The sequence below is a fragment of the Pseudomonas sp. NFACC45 genome, from assembly GCF_900113505.1.
GTDB classification, from domain to species: domain Bacteria; phylum Pseudomonadota; class Gammaproteobacteria; order Pseudomonadales; family Pseudomonadaceae; genus Aquipseudomonas; species Aquipseudomonas tehranensis.
This window is the reverse complement of the sequence record NZ_FOPO01000007.1, coordinates 223,504-237,983: the sequence shown is the minus strand read 5'-3', so window position 1 is coordinate 237,983 and position 14,480 is coordinate 223,504. Positions and strand designations below refer to the sequence as shown.

At 61.0% G+C, this 14,480-nt stretch carries 12 protein-coding genes; 4 read left to right on the top strand and 8 right to left on the bottom strand.

Going from position 1 to position 14,480, the window contains the following annotated elements; translation table 11 throughout:
• Window positions 1-122: 122 nt before the first annotated feature.
• The 8 genes from pdxJ to lptF form a co-directional block, all read right to left on the bottom strand.
• Window positions 123-866 (bottom strand): pyridoxine 5'-phosphate synthase, encoded by a 744-nt coding sequence (gene pdxJ / locus BM132_RS15260; RefSeq protein WP_092456365.1) that lies wholly within the window; start codon window positions 864-866, stop codon window positions 123-125.
• Between the two features lie 49 nt (window positions 867-915).
• Window positions 916-1,605 (bottom strand): DNA repair protein RecO, encoded by a 690-nt coding sequence (gene recO / locus BM132_RS15255; RefSeq protein WP_076383636.1) that lies wholly within the window; start codon window positions 1,603-1,605, stop codon window positions 916-918.
• A 170-nt stretch (window positions 1,606-1,775) separates the two neighbouring features.
• Window positions 1,776-2,678, bottom strand: a complete 903-nt coding sequence (gene era, locus BM132_RS15250) for a GTPase Era (protein WP_047228883.1) — start codon at window positions 2,676-2,678, stop codon at window positions 1,776-1,778.
• Entirely contained in the window at window positions 2,671-3,360 is a 690-nt protein-coding gene (gene rnc / locus BM132_RS15245; protein WP_047228882.1) for a ribonuclease III, read from the bottom strand. Before rnc ends, era begins: the two co-directional genes overlap by 8 nt.
• Before the next feature lie 184 nt (window positions 3,361-3,544).
• Window positions 3,545-4,399 carry a signal peptidase I gene (lepB, locus tag BM132_RS15240; protein WP_092456362.1) on the bottom strand — a complete coding sequence of 285 codons (855 nt, stop codon included), beginning with the start codon at window positions 4,397-4,399 and terminating at the stop codon, window positions 3,545-3,547.
• Between the two features lie 5 nt (window positions 4,400-4,404).
• Window positions 4,405-6,204: a translation elongation factor 4 gene (gene lepA, locus BM132_RS15235; RefSeq protein WP_058544099.1), complete on the bottom strand. Its 1,800-nt coding sequence runs from the start codon at window positions 6,202-6,204 to the stop codon at window positions 4,405-4,407.
• Between the two features lie 292 nt (window positions 6,205-6,496).
• Window positions 6,497-7,558 carry an LPS export ABC transporter permease LptG gene (gene lptG / locus BM132_RS15230; RefSeq protein WP_092393633.1) on the bottom strand — a complete coding sequence of 354 codons (1,062 nt, stop codon included), beginning with the start codon at window positions 7,556-7,558 and terminating at the stop codon, window positions 6,497-6,499.
• Window positions 7,551-8,672, bottom strand: a complete 1,122-nt coding sequence (gene lptF / locus BM132_RS15225; RefSeq protein WP_092393636.1) for an LPS export ABC transporter permease LptF — start codon at window positions 8,670-8,672, stop codon at window positions 7,551-7,553. Before lptF ends, lptG begins: the two co-directional genes overlap by 8 nt.
• Before the next feature lie 314 nt (window positions 8,673-8,986).
• On the opposite strand from lptF, the gene BM132_RS15220 reads away from it, so the two are divergent.
• The 4 genes from BM132_RS15220 to BM132_RS15205 all read left to right on the top strand — a co-directional run bounded on the left by BM132_RS15220 (window position 8,987) and on the right by BM132_RS15205 (window position 14,429).
• Window positions 8,987-10,477 (top strand): leucyl aminopeptidase, encoded by a 1,491-nt coding sequence (locus BM132_RS15220; protein ID WP_092456360.1) that lies wholly within the window; start codon window positions 8,987-8,989, stop codon window positions 10,475-10,477.
• A gap of 60 nt (window positions 10,478-10,537) precedes the next feature.
• Window positions 10,538-10,966, top strand: coding sequence for a DNA polymerase III subunit chi (locus BM132_RS15215; RefSeq protein ID WP_047228876.1), 429 nt, complete (start codon window positions 10,538-10,540; stop codon window positions 10,964-10,966).
• 7 nt (window positions 10,967-10,973) lie between these two features.
• Window positions 10,974-11,339, top strand: a complete 366-nt coding sequence (locus BM132_RS15210; protein WP_092456357.1) for a DNA polymerase III subunit chi — start codon at window positions 10,974-10,976, stop codon at window positions 11,337-11,339.
• 243 nt (window positions 11,340-11,582) lie between these two features.
• Window positions 11,583-14,429 (top strand): valine--tRNA ligase, encoded by a 2,847-nt coding sequence (locus tag BM132_RS15205; RefSeq protein WP_092393645.1) that lies wholly within the window; start codon window positions 11,583-11,585, stop codon window positions 14,427-14,429.
• Window positions 14,430-14,480: the final 51 nt, after the last annotated feature.

Genomic DNA, 14,480 nt, shown 5'->3' with positions numbered 1-14,480 from the left:
ATCTTTCGATGGTCAATCGGGTCTAGAACGAAAGAACAAGATCAAAAGATCGCAGGCTTCGCCAGCTCCTACAAGGTCCAGTTTCGCTGAATCTCCTTGCCACCATTGGAATTTGTAGCGGCTCAGGGTTTGGCGGCAGCCAGGATCAGCGCTTTCATTTCAGCAACCGCCGACTTGAACCCGACAAACAGCGCATGGGCCACCAGTGCATGGCCGATGTTCAGTTCGTTGATGCCCTTGATCGCCGCGACGGCTTCGACGTTGTGGTAATGCAAGCCATGGCCGGCGTTGACGATCAGGCCCTGGGCCAGGCCGAAGGCGACGCCATCGGCCACTCGCTGCAACTCATCGGCCACGTCCGTGGGCGTTTCGGCATCGGCGTAACGGCCGGTGTGCAATTCGATGGCCGGCGCGCCGACACGCTTGGCGGCTGCGATCTGCCGCTCGTCGGCGTCGATGAACAGCGACACTTCAGCGCCGGTTTTTGATAGTCGCTCCACCGCCAGGCTGATCCGCGCCTCCTGCCCTGCCACGTCCAAACCGCCTTCGGTGGTCAATTCCTGACGCGTCTCGGGCACCAGGCAAATGTGCGCCGGGCGAATGTGCTCAGCGAACGCCATCATTTCTTCGGTCACGCCCATTTCGAAGTTCATGCGGGTTTGCAGCACATCCTTGAGCAGCAGTACGTCGCGCTCCTGGATGTGGCGACGGTCTTCACGCAAATGCACGGTGATGCCATCGGCGCCCGCCTCTTCGGCGTCCAGTGCGGCCTTGACCGGATCCGGGTAGCGCGTACCGCGGGCCTGGCGCAGGGTGGCAACATGGTCGATGTTCACGCCGAGAAGAATGCGATTGCTGGTGCTCACGAAAAGACTCCTGAATGGACAAATAGTCAGCCCACAGCATACGGGTTGATCAAGGCTTGCGAAACAGCTCGCGACTGACCAGCGGCCGACCACCCAAATGAACCGCCAAAGCCTGGCGCATCAGACGCTTGGCCGCCGAGAGCGCGCCCGGCGCGCTCCAGTCGGCCTCGGCCATGGCCAGAAGTTCGGTGCCATTGAATAACCCGGGTTGCAGCAGGTAGACCTGTTCCAGGCCTGCATCCACCTGCAGGCGATACAGACCATCCGCAGCGATGGGCTCGCCATGCAGGTCGGTGTTCAGGGCGAAGCCGTAGCCCAGATCGTCCAGTAGCCGCCATTCGAAGGAACGCAACAGCGGTTCCAGAGGACGACCTTCGGCCAGGGCCAATAGCGTGGCGGCATAGTGATCGAACACTGCGGGATGGGGGTCTTCGGCGGGCAGCAAGCGGATCAGCAGCTCATTGAGATACAGGCCGCTGAACAACGCCTCGCCATTAAGCCAGGCCGCCACACCGTTGCTTTCCATGCGCCCGACATTCTTCAACTCGCCCCGCCCCCGGAATTCGACCTCCAGCGGCACGAACGGCCGGGCCAGCGTCCCGGCCTTGCCCCGGGCCCCACGCAACACCGCCCGCAACCGCCCCTGGGGCGTGAGGAAGTCCACCAGGGCGCTGCTTTCGCGGTAGGCACGCGAGTGCAGGACGTAGGCGGGTTGGGCGGTGGGTTGGGTTGGTGGCATGGAATCGCAGCTCTCAATGAGTAAACGCAGTTTTACTGACGACCACAAACCACTGTGGGAGCGAGCCTGCTCGCGATGAGGGACTGATATTCAACAGAGATGTTGACTGACAGACCGCTATCGCGAGGAGGCTCGCTCCCACAATGGAATTCATGTACTCAAGTAAAGGGTTACAGGTCGCCGTAACCCAACGACCGCAGCGCCCGCTCATCGTCGGACCAACCGCCCTTCACCTTGACCCACAGGTTGAGCATGATCTTGGAGTCGAACAGCAGCTCCATGTCTTTGCGCGCCTCGGTGCCGATGCGCTTGATACGCTCGCCCTTGTCGCCAATGATGATTTTTTTCTGGCCGTCGCGTTCGACGAGGATCAGCGCATGGATGTGCAGGGTCTTGCCCTGCTGCTTGAACTCTTCGATTTCCACGGTGATCTGGTACGGCAGCTCAGCGCCCAGTTGGCGCATGATTTTCTCGCGCACCAGTTCGGCGGCCAGGAAGCGGCTGCTGCGGTCCGTGATCTGGTCTTCGGGGAAGAAGTGATCGTTTTCCGGCAGGTGCTCGGCGATCACCCGCTCCAGCGCATCGAGGTTGTGACCATGCTGGGCCGAGATGGGCATGATCTGAGCGTTCGGCAACTGCTCCTGCAACCAGCTCAGGTGCGGCATCAGCTCAGCCTTGTCTTCGATGCGGTCGGTCTTGTTCAGTGCCACGATCAGCGGACCGGTCACGTACTGGACACGTTCGAGAACCATCTGGTCTTCTTCGGTCCACTTGGTGCGATCGACCACGAAAATCACCACGTCGACGTCTTTCAGCGCCGCCGAAGCGGTCTTGTTCATGTAGCGGTTCAGCGCTTTTTCGCCGCCCTTGTGCATGCCGGGAGTATCGACGTAGATCGCCTGGACGGCGCCTTCGGTCTTGATACCCAGCATGTTGTGGCGGGTGGTCTGGGGCTTGCGCGAAGTGATCGCCAGCTTCTGGCCCAGAATGTGATTGAGCAGCGTGGACTTGCCCACGTTCGGCCGACCGACAATGGCGACATAGCCGCAGCGGGTGACGGTTGTATCAGTCATTGCCATTCTCCACGCCCAGGGCTATCAGTGCTGCGGCGGCCGCTACCTGTTCGGCAATACGACGACTCACACCCTGACCCCGGCTTTTTTCATTCAATAAGACCACTTCGCATTCGACGAAGAAGGTTCGGCAATGCGGCTCGCCCTGGATATCCACCACTTCGTAACGCGGCAACTCGCAACTGCGCGACTGCAGGAATTCCTGCAAACGGGTTTTCGGGTCCTTGTTGGTGTCCACCAGCGTCAGGCTGTCGATCTCGGAGGTCAGCCAGGCCAGCACGCGCTCGCGCGCCATTTCCATGCCGGCGTCCAGGTAGATCGCGCCAATCAGCGCTTCCAGGGCATCGGCCAGAATCGACTCACGACGGAAACCGCCGCTCTTCAATTCACCGGAGCCCAGGCGCAGGTACTCACCCAGGTCGAAACCGCGGGCCAGCACGGCCAGGGTCTCACCTTTGACCAGGCGCGCGCGCAAACGCGACAACTGGCCTTCCCGAGCCAGCGGGAAGCGTTCGAACAACGCCTCGCCAGCCACGAAGTTGAGGATGGCATCACCCAGGAATTCCAGGCGTTCGTTGTTGCGCCCGGCAAAACTGCGGTGAGTGAGCGCCAGAAGCATCAGCTCCTGATCCTTGAAAGTGTAGCCGAGCTGACGCTCGAGACGGCTTAGAGAAACGCTCACGGTTTACCCACGCTGAGTTCGTGGCTGGATTCCACCACCACGGCCGCGAAGCGCCGTTGGCTTGGGACAATTAACGCTGTGTTCAAAAATGACGTCCTGACTATCGTTGGCTTCATGCCTTCGGGCAACCTTGTACAGGCTCCAGAAATGCATTCGGCGCTGTGTTCAACAGCGCCGTGTGTGATTACTTGATCAGGCCAACCCGCGAGAAATTCGGCAGGTGACTGAGTTTGGGTTCCGGCCAGCTCATCCAGACCGCAAAGGCCTTGCCGACGATATTACGGTCGGGGACCATGCCCAGCATGTCCTTGGGAATGTTCGGATCATCCCAGTACCGGCTGTCGTTGGAGTTGTCGCGGTTGTCGCCCATCATGAAATAGTGCCCGGCCGGCACCGTCCACGAACGGTCCGGCGCGGCGCGGTAGCGGCTCATTTCCTTGCGGATCAGGTGTTCGGCCTCGCCGAGTTTTTCCTGGTAGAGCTCAGCGCTGCCCAGCGTGCCCGGCTCGGAACCGATCAATTGCTCGGCCACTGGCTCGCCATTGACGAACAGGCGCTTGTCGGCGCTGTAGCGAATCTTGTCTCCCGGCAAGCCGACCACACGCTTGATGTAGTTGACGCTCGGATCGCTTGGAAAGCGGAACACCATGACATCGCCGCGTTGCGGGTCACCGATTTCGATGACCTTCTTGTCGATCACCGGCAAGCGGATCCCGTAGGAGAACTTGTTCACCAGGATGAAATCGCCCACATCCAGGGTCGGTTTCATCGAGCCGGACGGGATCTGGAACGGTTCCACCAGGAACGAGCGCAGCACCAGTACGATGAACAACACCGGAAAGAACGACTTGCCGTATTCGACCAGCAGCGGTTCCTTGTTGAGTTTTTCGACCACCACCCCATCAGGCTGGCTGACGCTGCCCTGATAGGAGGCGATGGCAGCCCGGCGCCGCGGCGCCAGGAACAACAAATCAAGCAACGCCAACAGGCCGCAGACGAACACGGCGATAACCAGCAACAGCGGGAAATTTAGCGACATAGGACCTAACTATCCAACCTGAGCACCGCAAGGAAGGCTTCCTGTGGAATTTCCACGTTACCGACCTGCTTCATGCGTTTTTTACCGGCCTTCTGCTTTTCCAACAGCTTGCGCTTACGGCTGACGTCGCCGCCATAGCATTTGGCCAATACGTTCTTTCTGAGCGCCTTGACGGTTGTACGCGCCACAATCTGCCCACCAATGGCGGCCTGGATTGCCACATCGAACATCTGCCGCGGAATCAGTTCCTTCATCTTCTCGGTCAATGCACGACCTTTGTAGTGCGCGTTGTCACGGTGCACGATCAATGCCAGGGCATCGACCTTCTCACCGTTGATCAGCACATCCAGCTTCACCAGATTAGCCGATTGGTAACGATCGAAATGATAGTCCAGCGAAGCATAGCCGCGACTGGTGGATTTCAGGCGATCGAAGAAGTCCAGCACCACTTCGTTCATCGGCAGGTCGTAGGTCACCTGGACCTGGGTGCCGAGGAACAGCATGTCGTGTTGTACGCCACGTTTCTCGATGCACAGGGTAATGACGTTACCCAGGTGCTCTTGAGGCACAAGGATGTTGGCCCGCACGATCGGCTCGCGCATGTCCTCGATGGCCGACAGGTCCGGCAGCTTGGACGGGTTGTCGACGTAGAGGGTTTCGCCGTTCTTGAGCAGCAGCTCGAAAATCACCGTCGGCGCCGTGGTGATCAGGTCCAGGTCGTACTCGCGCTCCAGGCGCTCCTGGATGATCTCCATGTGCAGCATGCCGAGGAACCCGCAACGGAAGCCGAAGCCCAGCGCATCGGAGCTTTCCGGCGTGTATTGCAGGGATGAGTCGTTCAGGGTCAGCTTTTGCAGGGCTTCGCGGAAATCCTCGAAGTCGTCGGAGCTGACCGGGAACAGGCCGGCGTAGACCTGGGGCTGGATACGCTTGAAGCCGGGCAGCACATCGACGTCGGGGGTGGAGCTCAAGGTCAGGGTGTCACCGACCGGCGCACCGTGAATGTCCTTGATGCCGGCGATGATGAAGCCCACTTCACCGGCCTTCAGGTCGACGGTGGCGGTGTGTTTCGGGTTGAATACACCGACGCTGTCCACCAGGTGGATCTTGCCGGTGGATTTGACCAGGATCTTGTCACCCTTCTTGACGCGGCCGTGGCGCACGCGAACCAGAGAGACAACGCCCAAGTAGTTGTCGAACCAGGAATCGATGATCAACGCTTGCAGCGGATCTTCGATGTTGCCGGTCGGCGCGGGAATGGTGGTCACCAGGCGCTCGAGCACTTCGTCCACGCCCAGGCCGGTCTTGGCGCTGCAAGTGACCGCGTCGGTGGCATCGATGCCGATGATTTTCTCGATTTCTTCCTTCACGCGGTCCGGATCGGCCTGGGGCAGGTCGATCTTGTTCAGCACCGGCATGACTTCCAGACCCTGCTCGATGGCCGTGTAGCAGTTGGCAACCGACTGCGCCTCGACGCCCTGGCCGGCATCGACCACCAGCAATGCACCTTCACAGGCCGCCAGCGACCGGCTGACTTCATAGGTGAAGTCGACGTGGCCCGGGGTATCGATGAAATTCAACTGATAGGTAATGCCGTCGCGGGCCTTGTAGTAGAGCGTAACGCTGTGGGCCTTGATGGTGATCCCGCGCTCACGCTCCAGATCCATGGAATCCAGGACCTGGGCTTCCATTTCACGCTCGGCCAGGCCGCCGCACATCTGGATGAAGCGATCAGCCAGCGTCGACTTGCCATGGTCAATGTGGGCGATGATGGAGAAATTGCGGATATGACTCAAATCACTCACGGATCAACACTCAAAAAGGCTGCAGGCATGGCCCGCCGAAAAATAGCCGGGAATTGTACCTGATAGACCGTGCAAGCGTCACGTTCGCCTATCGATGAGCACGTGTGGCGAGGGAGCTTGCTCCCGCCGGGCTCTGTAGGAGCTGCCGAAGGCTGCGATCTTTGAATGTTCTCTTGAGACTCAAGTGCTTGAGGAAAGATCGCAGCCTCGTTGCACTCGACAGCTCCTACAACACGGCCAACGGGAGCAAGCTCCCTCGCCACAGGAGCCCGCTCACCATAGGAAATCTGGGTCAACCCGCCCGGCGCAGCAGCCAGAACCCGGCCAACGCACAGACACCAGCCGGCACCAGCACCGCAAACAGCGGCGAGAAACCGAATACCAGGCTGGACGGCCCCAGCAAGTCCTGGGCAATACGGAAGGTAAAGCCCACCAGCACGCCGGTAAACACTCGCTGACCAAGGGTCACCGAACGCAGCGGGCCGAAGATGAAGGAAATGGCCATCAGCACCAGGGCTGCGGTGACCAGCGGCTGCAACACCTTGACCCAAAAAGCCAACCAGTAGCGGCCGTTGTTCAAGCCCTGATCCGCCAGATAGTGGATATACCCCCACAAGCCGGTAATCGACAGGGAATCCGGCGCCATCACCACGGTGCTCAGCAACTGCGGGCTCAGCGCCACGTCCCAGCGCTCTTGCGGGGCGGCGACCACCTCGGTGCGTTTGTCATGGAACAAGGTGGTGGTGACATCACTCAGTTGCCAGTGATCTTCAACAAACCTGGCGCGCTTGGCGAAGCTCGACGACAGCATGTGCCGCTGGTCGTCGAAGCGGTAACGGGTCACGCCGTACAGGACACCGTTGGGCTGGACCGAGTTGATGTGGATGAACTCGTCGCCCTGGCGGTGCCACAGGCCGTGCTTGGCGCTTTGTGCGTCGCCGCCACCCTGGGCCAGGGAACGATTGGCCTGGGCGGTGTTTTCAGTGGCCGGGGCAACGTATTCGCCGACCAGCAAACCCACCAGCATCAGTACCAGCATCGGTTTCATCACAGCCCAGACGATCCGACCAACGGAAACACCGGCGGCGCGCATGATGGTCAGCTCGCTGTTACTCGCCAGGCTGCCCAGGCCGATCAGGCAACCGATCAGCGCTGCCATCGGCAACATGTCGTAGAGCCGCCGCGGGGCGGTCAGCAGCACGTAGCTCAGCACGTCCATCAAGGTATAGGTGTCGCTGACGTCACCCATTTCATCGATGAAGGCGAACAGGGTCGCCAGGCCAAGAATGATCCCCAGCACCGCGAGAATCGCCATGAACACACTGCTGCCGATGTACCGATCGAGTTTAACCACGGGCCACCTCCAGCGCGCTGCGACGACTGGCCAGCTTCAGGCGCAGTGGCTCCCAGTAAAGCAACCCAAGGCCAATCGCCAGGAAGATCGAATGCACCCACCAAAGGCCCAGCGCGGGCGGGATCTTGCCTTTCTCCAGCGCGCTACGGGCGGAAATCAGAATGGTCAGGTAAGCCATATACAGAAGAATCGCCGGTAGCAGCTTGAGGAAACGGCCCTGGCGCGGATTGACTCGCGCCAGCGGGACCGCCATGAGGGTCACGATGAATACCAGCAGCGGCAGCGAAAGGCGCCATTGCAATTCAGTGCGCGCCCGGATGTCGTCGTTGCCCAGCAAACTTGCGGTGGGCATGGCATCGCGGTCGGTGACTTCGTCGCTGACCTCGGGCTTGGGCAGCAACACACCATAGGTGTCGTACTTGATGGCCCGGTAATCGGCTTGCCCCGGCTTGCCGTCGTAGCGGTAGCCGTTTTCCAGGATCAGGTAGCGGTTGCCGTCGGGGTTGATTTCCTGGCGCCCCTTCTCAGCCACCAGCACGGAAATGCCGCGGTCTTTCTTGGTGTCGGAAGACACGTTTTTTTGCGTAATGAAGACGCCGCCCAGGTCGACCCGGTCTTCCGAGAGTTCTTCGGTATAGGTGACGCGAGTCCCGTCGCGCAGAGCCTGGAAGCGCCCGGGCACCAGGGTATCGAACTCGGTCAGGGCGTCCTGCTGGTTGATCAGCATCTGGAACTGGTTGGCTCCCTGGGGCGCCAGGCTAAGGCTCAGCCAGGCCACAACCAGCGCCACCAGAGTGGCCGGGAAGAGGGTCATGCGAAACAGGCGTTGCTGGCTCATGCCGGTGGCCGACAGCACGGTCATCTCGCTGTCCAGGTACAAGCGACCATAGGCCAGCAGAATGCCCAGGAACAACCCCAGCGGCAGGATCAGTTGCAAAAAGCCCGGCAGGCGGAACCCCATGATCAGGAACAGCGAGCCCGGATCCAGCGCGCCGGAAGCCGCCTGGGCGAGGTACTTGATGAAACGCCCGCTCATGATGATGACCAGCAGCACGGCGCTCACGGCGCTCAGGGTCAGCAGAACTTCGCGGGATAGATAACGAAAGACGATCAAACCAGACACTCCAAGGTTGTCAGGCTAAGGCGGCCAAACAAGCAAACGTATCGAGCCGGCCCACCAAGGCGAACCGCCGAAAAAAGAGCCGCATTATCCTGTGATTGGGGGCGCCTGTCACTGCGCACGCTTTAAACCGGTGCTTAAAGCCGCAAAGTTAGCGTTGCCGAGGGTTGTCAGGCCCCGGCGCCGGGGTTCAAACTGCGGCCTTTGTCGCCGGCACGCACCGGCGCTTCTCTTATATAGAAGAAGCTCGCTCAGCGCGCCATTGTGTCGGCGCCTGGCATCTTGACCATTCATTCAGGGATCCGCACATGGAACTGGTTGTAAAAAGCGTCAGCCCAGAAACGTTGAAAACCGCCACGCTGGTGGTTGCCGTCGGTGAAGGCCGCAAGCTCGGCGTCGTCGCCACCCAACTCGACGCCCTGTGCGGCGGCGCCATCAGCGCCGTGCTCAAGCGCGGCGACCTGGCTGGCAAAGTCGGCCAGAGCCTGTTGCTGCACAACCTGCCCAATCTCAAGGCCGAGCGCGTGCTGCTGGTGGGCGTGGGCAAGGACGCCGAGCTGGGAGACCGTCCGTTCCGTAAAATCATCGCCGGCGTGCTGGGCACCCTCAAGGCTCTGGGCGGCACTGATGCCGTCCTGGCGCTGGACGAGTTGGTGGTCAAGGGTCGCGACAGCTACGGCAAAAACCGCCTGCTGGCTGAAACCCTGGTGGACGGCGAATACCAGTTCGACCAGTTCAAGAGCCAGAAAGCCGAACCTCGCGCCCTGAAAAAAATCACCCTGCTGACCATCAAGGCCGCCCAGGCTGAAGTCCAGCGCGCCGTCACCCACGCCACGGCGATTGCCAATGGCATGGCCTTCACCCGCGACCTGGGCAACCTGCCACCGAACATCTGCCACCCGACATTCATGGGTGAACAGGCCAAGGCGTTGGGCAAGGAATTCAAGGGCCTTAAAGTCGAAGTCTTCGACGAGAAGAAAATCAAAGACCTGGGCATGGGCTCGTTCTACTCCGTCGGCCAGGGCAGCGCACAGCCGCCACGCCTGATCGTCATGCAATACAACGGTGGCAAGAAGTCCGAGAAGCCGTACGCACTGGTCGGCAAGGGCATCACCTTCGACACCGGCGGCATCAGCCTCAAGCCGGGCGCCGGCATGGATGAAATGAAGTACGACATGGGCGGCGCCGCGAGCGTGTTCGGCACCCTGCGCGCCGTGCTCGAACTGCAATTGCCGATCAACCTGGTGTGCATCCTGGCCTGCGCCGAGAACATGCCCAGCGGCACCGCCTCGCGGCCGGGCGACATCGTCACCACCATGAGCGGCCAGACCGTGGAAATCCTCAACACCGACGCCGAAGGCCGCCTGGTGCTGTGTGACGCCCTCACCTACTCCGAGCGCTTCAAGCCGCAAGCGGTGATCGACATCGCCACCCTGACCGGCGCCTGCGTCGTCGCCCTCGGCGCCCACACCTCGGGTCTGCTGGGCAACAACGACGAACTGATCGGCCAACTGCTCAGCGCCGGCCAGCAAGCCGACGACCGCGCCTGGCAGTTACCACTGTTCGACGAATACCAGGAGCAACTGGACAGCCCATTCGCCGACATCGCCAACATCGGCGGCCCGAAAGCCGGGACGATCACGGCGGCGTGCTTCCTGTCGCGCTTCACCAAGAACCTGAACTGGGCGCACCTGGACATCGCCGGCACAGCCTGGACCAGCGGCGGCAAGGACAAGGGCGCCACCGGCCGCCCGGTTCCCCTGCTGACCCAGTACCTGCTGGACCGCGCCAAGGCCTGACACCGATGACCGGCGTTGACGTCGCCTTCGGGCGGCGCCAATGGCGGCTCAGGAACTGCAATGACCAAAGTCGATTTCTACATCCTGCCCAGCGCCGATCCGTCGGCGCGGCTGGATTTCGCCTGCAAGCTCACCGAAAAGGCCTGGCGCATGGGCCACCGCATCTACCTGCATTGCAGCGATGCCGCCCAGCGCGATGACCTCGATGCACGCCTGTGGGCCTTCAAGGGCGAAAGCTTCGTGCCCCATGGCCCGGCCGAAAACGAACCCGAAGGATTGATCGTGCTCGGGCTGGGGGATGACTGCGGTCAGCACCAGGACTTGCTGGTCAACCTTGACCTGAAAGTGCCACCTTTTGCCCAGCGCTTCGCCCGCGTGGCGGAAGTGGTGGTGGAAGACCCGGGCATCCGGCAAGCCGCGCGGGAGAGTTTCCGTTTCTACCGCGAACAGGGCTATCCTCTGCAAGACCACCGTTTACAGCGACTCTGAGCCCACGATGGACACTCCAAAACCGCCACAAAAGCCCACGCACCTGCTGGACGACCTCGAGTCGATCCGCCAACTGCTCGGCGACGACAACCTGCAACCACCGCTGTTGACCGATACGGTGGAGCACGAGCCCGAGCATGACGAGCAGATTCCATTGCTGTTCGAGCCGATCACCGGCCAGCCCGAACCCAAGCCAGCGCCCAAGACCGAGGCCAAAGGCCCCGATGCCCTGTTGCACCTGGAAAGCGAACTGCGCGCCGCCGCGCAATTGATCATGCAAGACGTCATCGACGACTTCGCTCCGCACATCGAGACCGAGATCAAGCGCCGGCTGGATGCGCGGATGGAGCGGTTGCTGAGTCAGTACGAGTAACCCGTTCTACCCACCGAATAACCCTGTGGGAGCGGGCTTGCTCGCGAAAGCGGTGTGTCAGCTGGCACATGCATACCTGACACACCGCTTTCGCGAGCAAGCCCGCTCCCACATTGTTCAACTCTGTTCACAAACTATCGGTATCACTGCTCGCTTCCAGCTCGCTGCGTGTGGCTTGCATCTCCCCCGCCCGCTATACTTCCCAGCTTTTCCTGAATAAATGCCAATAGGGTCCCGCCGCGCATGGATAAGACCTACCAGCCGCACGCCATTGAAACTTCCTGGTACAACACCTGGGAGTCCGAGAATTATTTCGCTCCGCAAGGCGCGGGCGATTCCTACACCATCATGATCCCGCCGCCGAACGTCACCGGCAGCCTGCACATGGGCCACGGTTTCAACAACGCGATCATGGATGCCCTGATCCGTTTCCGCCGTATGCAAGGCCGCAACACCCTTTGGCAGCCGGGCACCGACCACGCGGGCATCGCCACGCAGATGCTGGTGGAACGTCGCCTCGAAGCCCAGGGTCAGAACCGCCATGACCTGGGCCGCGAGAAATTCCTCGAGAAAGTCTGGGAATGGAAAGACGAGTCCGGTGGCAACATCAGCCGCCAGATTCGCCGCCTGGGCTCGTCCGTGGACTGGAGCCGCGAGCGTTTCACCATGGACGACGGTCTCTCGGAAGCGGTGAAAGAAGCCTTCGTGCGCCTGCATGAAGACGGCCTGATCTATCGCGGCAAGCGCCTGGTCAACTGGGACACCAAGCTGCACACCGCCATTTCCGACCTCGAAGTGGAAAACCACGACGAGAAAGGTTTCCTGTGGAACCTCAAATACCCACTGGCCGACGGCGCAACCACCGCTGAAGGCAAGGACTACCTGATCGTCGCCACCACGCGCCCGGAAACCATGCTCGGCGATGCCGCCGTGGCGGTGAACCCGAACGATGAACGCTATCAGGCCCTGATCGGCAAGTTCGTCGAACTGCCCTTGGTCGGTCGTCGTATCCCGATCATCGGTGATGACTACTGCGACCCCGAATTCGGCACCGGCTGCGTGAAAATCACCCCGGCCCACGATTTCAACGACTACGAAGTCGGCAAGCGCCACAACCTGCCGCTGCTGAACATCTTCGACAAGAACGCCAACGTGTTGCCGGCGGCCCAAGTGTTCAACCTCGACGGCACGTTGAACGAAACTGTCGACGGCCAGATCCCGGCCGAATACGCCGGCCTGGACCGCTTCGAAGCGCGCAAGCAGATCGTCGCGGCGTTCGACGCGGCCGGCCTGCTGGTCAGCGTTGATGATCACGGCCTTAAAGTGCCGAAAGGCGACCGCTCCGGCACCATCATCGAGCCGTGGCTGACCGATCAGTGGTACGTGTCCACCAAACCGCTGGCCGAACCTGCGATCGCTGCGGTAGAAGATGGCCGCATCCAGTTCGTCCCCAAGCAATACGAAAACATGTACTTCTCGTGGATGCGTGACATCCAGGACTGGTGCATCAGCCGCCAACTGTGGTGGGGCCATCGCATCCCGGCCTGGTACGACGAGTCGGGCAAGGTCTATGTCGGCCGCGATGAAGCCGAAGTCCGCGCCAAGCACAACCTCGGCCCGGACGTTGCCTTGCAGCAGGACAACGACGTACTCGATACCTGGTTCAGCTCGGGCCTGTGGACCTTCTCCACCTTGGGCTGGCCGCAGCAGACCGAGTTCCTGAAGAAATTCCACTCCACCGACGTACTGGTCACCGGCTTCGACATCATTTTCTTCTGGGTCGCCCGGATGATCATGCTGACCATGCACCTGGTGAAAAACGAAGACGGCACGCCACAAGTCCCGTTCAAGACCGTCTATGTGCACGGTCTGGTACGCGATGGCCAGGGCCAGAAGATGTCCAAGTCCAAGGGCAACGTCCTGGACCCGCTGGACATCATCGACGGCATCGATCTGGAAACCCTGGTGCACAAACGCACTTCGGGCCTGATGCAGCCAAAACTGGCGAAGAAGATCGAGAAGGCCACCCGCGAAGAGTTCGCCGACGGCATCGCCAGCTACGGCACCGACGCCCTGCGCTTCACCTTCTGCTCGTTGGCGTCCACCGGTCGTGACATCAAGTTCGACATGGGCCGCGTCGAGGGGTATCGCAACTTCTGCAACAAGATCTGGAACGCCGCGCGCTACGTGCTGGACAAGGGCGAAGACTGCGGCCAGAACGGCGAAGCCTTTGAGCTGACGCTGGCTGATCGCTGGATTATTTCCCAGCTGCAACGCACCGAAGCCGAAGTGACCCGCCAGCTCGATCAGTTCCGTTTCGACCTGGCGGCACAAGCGTTGTATGAGTTCATCTGGAACCAGTATTGCGACTGGTACCTGGAACTGTCCAAACCTGTGCTGTGGGACGAAAACGCCCCGGTCGAACGCCAGCGCGGCACCCGCCGTACCCTGGTGCGGGTGCTGGAAGTGGCACTGCGCCTGGCGCATCCGTTCATGCCGTTCATCACCGAGGAAATCTGGCAGCGCGTCGCACCGCTGGCAGGCGCCCAAGGCAAGACGATCATGCTGCAACCGTGGCCGGTGGCCAACGAAACCCGCATCGATCCGGCAGCCGAAGACGACATCGAATGGCTCAAGACCTTCATGCTGGGCCTGCGTAACATCCGCGCCGAAATGAACATCGGCCCGGGCAAACCGCTGAACCTGTTCCTGAACAATGCCGGCACCGAAGACCTGCGCCGCCTCCACGAGAACGAAGCGCTGCTCAAGAAACTGGCCAAGCTCGAATCGGTGACCGTCCTGGCCGCTGGCGAAGAAGCGCCGCTGTCCGCCACCGCCCTGGTCGGCGAGATGGAAGTGCTGGTGCCGATGGCCGGCCTGATCGACAAGGCTGCCGAACTGGCGCGCCTGGACAAGGAAATCCTGCGTTTGAAGGGCGAAGTCCAGCGCGTCGGCGGCAAACTATCCAACGCCGGTTTCGTGGACAAGGCGCCGGCTGAAGTCATCGAGAAGGAACGCGCCAAACTGGCCGAGGCTGAACAGGCCTTGGGCAAGCTGGCCGAGCAACATGCACGGATCTCCAGCCTGTAACGGGGATTGCAGTGAAAAAGGAGGTCCGGATGGGCCTCCTTTTTTATGCCT

Bases quoted from the DNA above. Each gene is read 5' to 3' on its own strand.
- BM132_RS15210 (WP_092456357.1), top strand. From the start codon at position 10,974: ATGGACACTCCAAAACCGCCACAAAAGCCCACGCACCTGCTGGACGAC.
- BM132_RS15205 (WP_092393645.1), top strand. From the start codon at position 11,583: ATGGATAAGACCTACCAGCCGCACGCCATTGAAACTTCCTGGTACAAC.
- BM132_RS15215 (WP_047228876.1), top strand. From the start codon at position 10,538: ATGACCAAAGTCGATTTCTACATCCTGCCCAGCGCCGATCCGTCGGCG.
- lepB (WP_092456362.1), bottom strand. From the start codon at position 4,399: ATGTCGCTAAATTTCCCGCTGTTGCTGGTTATCGCCGTGTTCGTCTGC.
- recO (WP_076383636.1), bottom strand. From the start codon at position 1,605: ATGCCACCAACCCAACCCACCGCCCAACCCGCCTACGTCCTGCACTCG.
- BM132_RS15220 (WP_092456360.1), top strand. From the start codon at position 8,987: ATGGAACTGGTTGTAAAAAGCGTCAGCCCAGAAACGTTGAAAACCGCC.
- era (WP_047228883.1), bottom strand. From the start codon at position 2,678: ATGACTGATACAACCGTCACCCGCTGCGGCTATGTCGCCATTGTCGGT.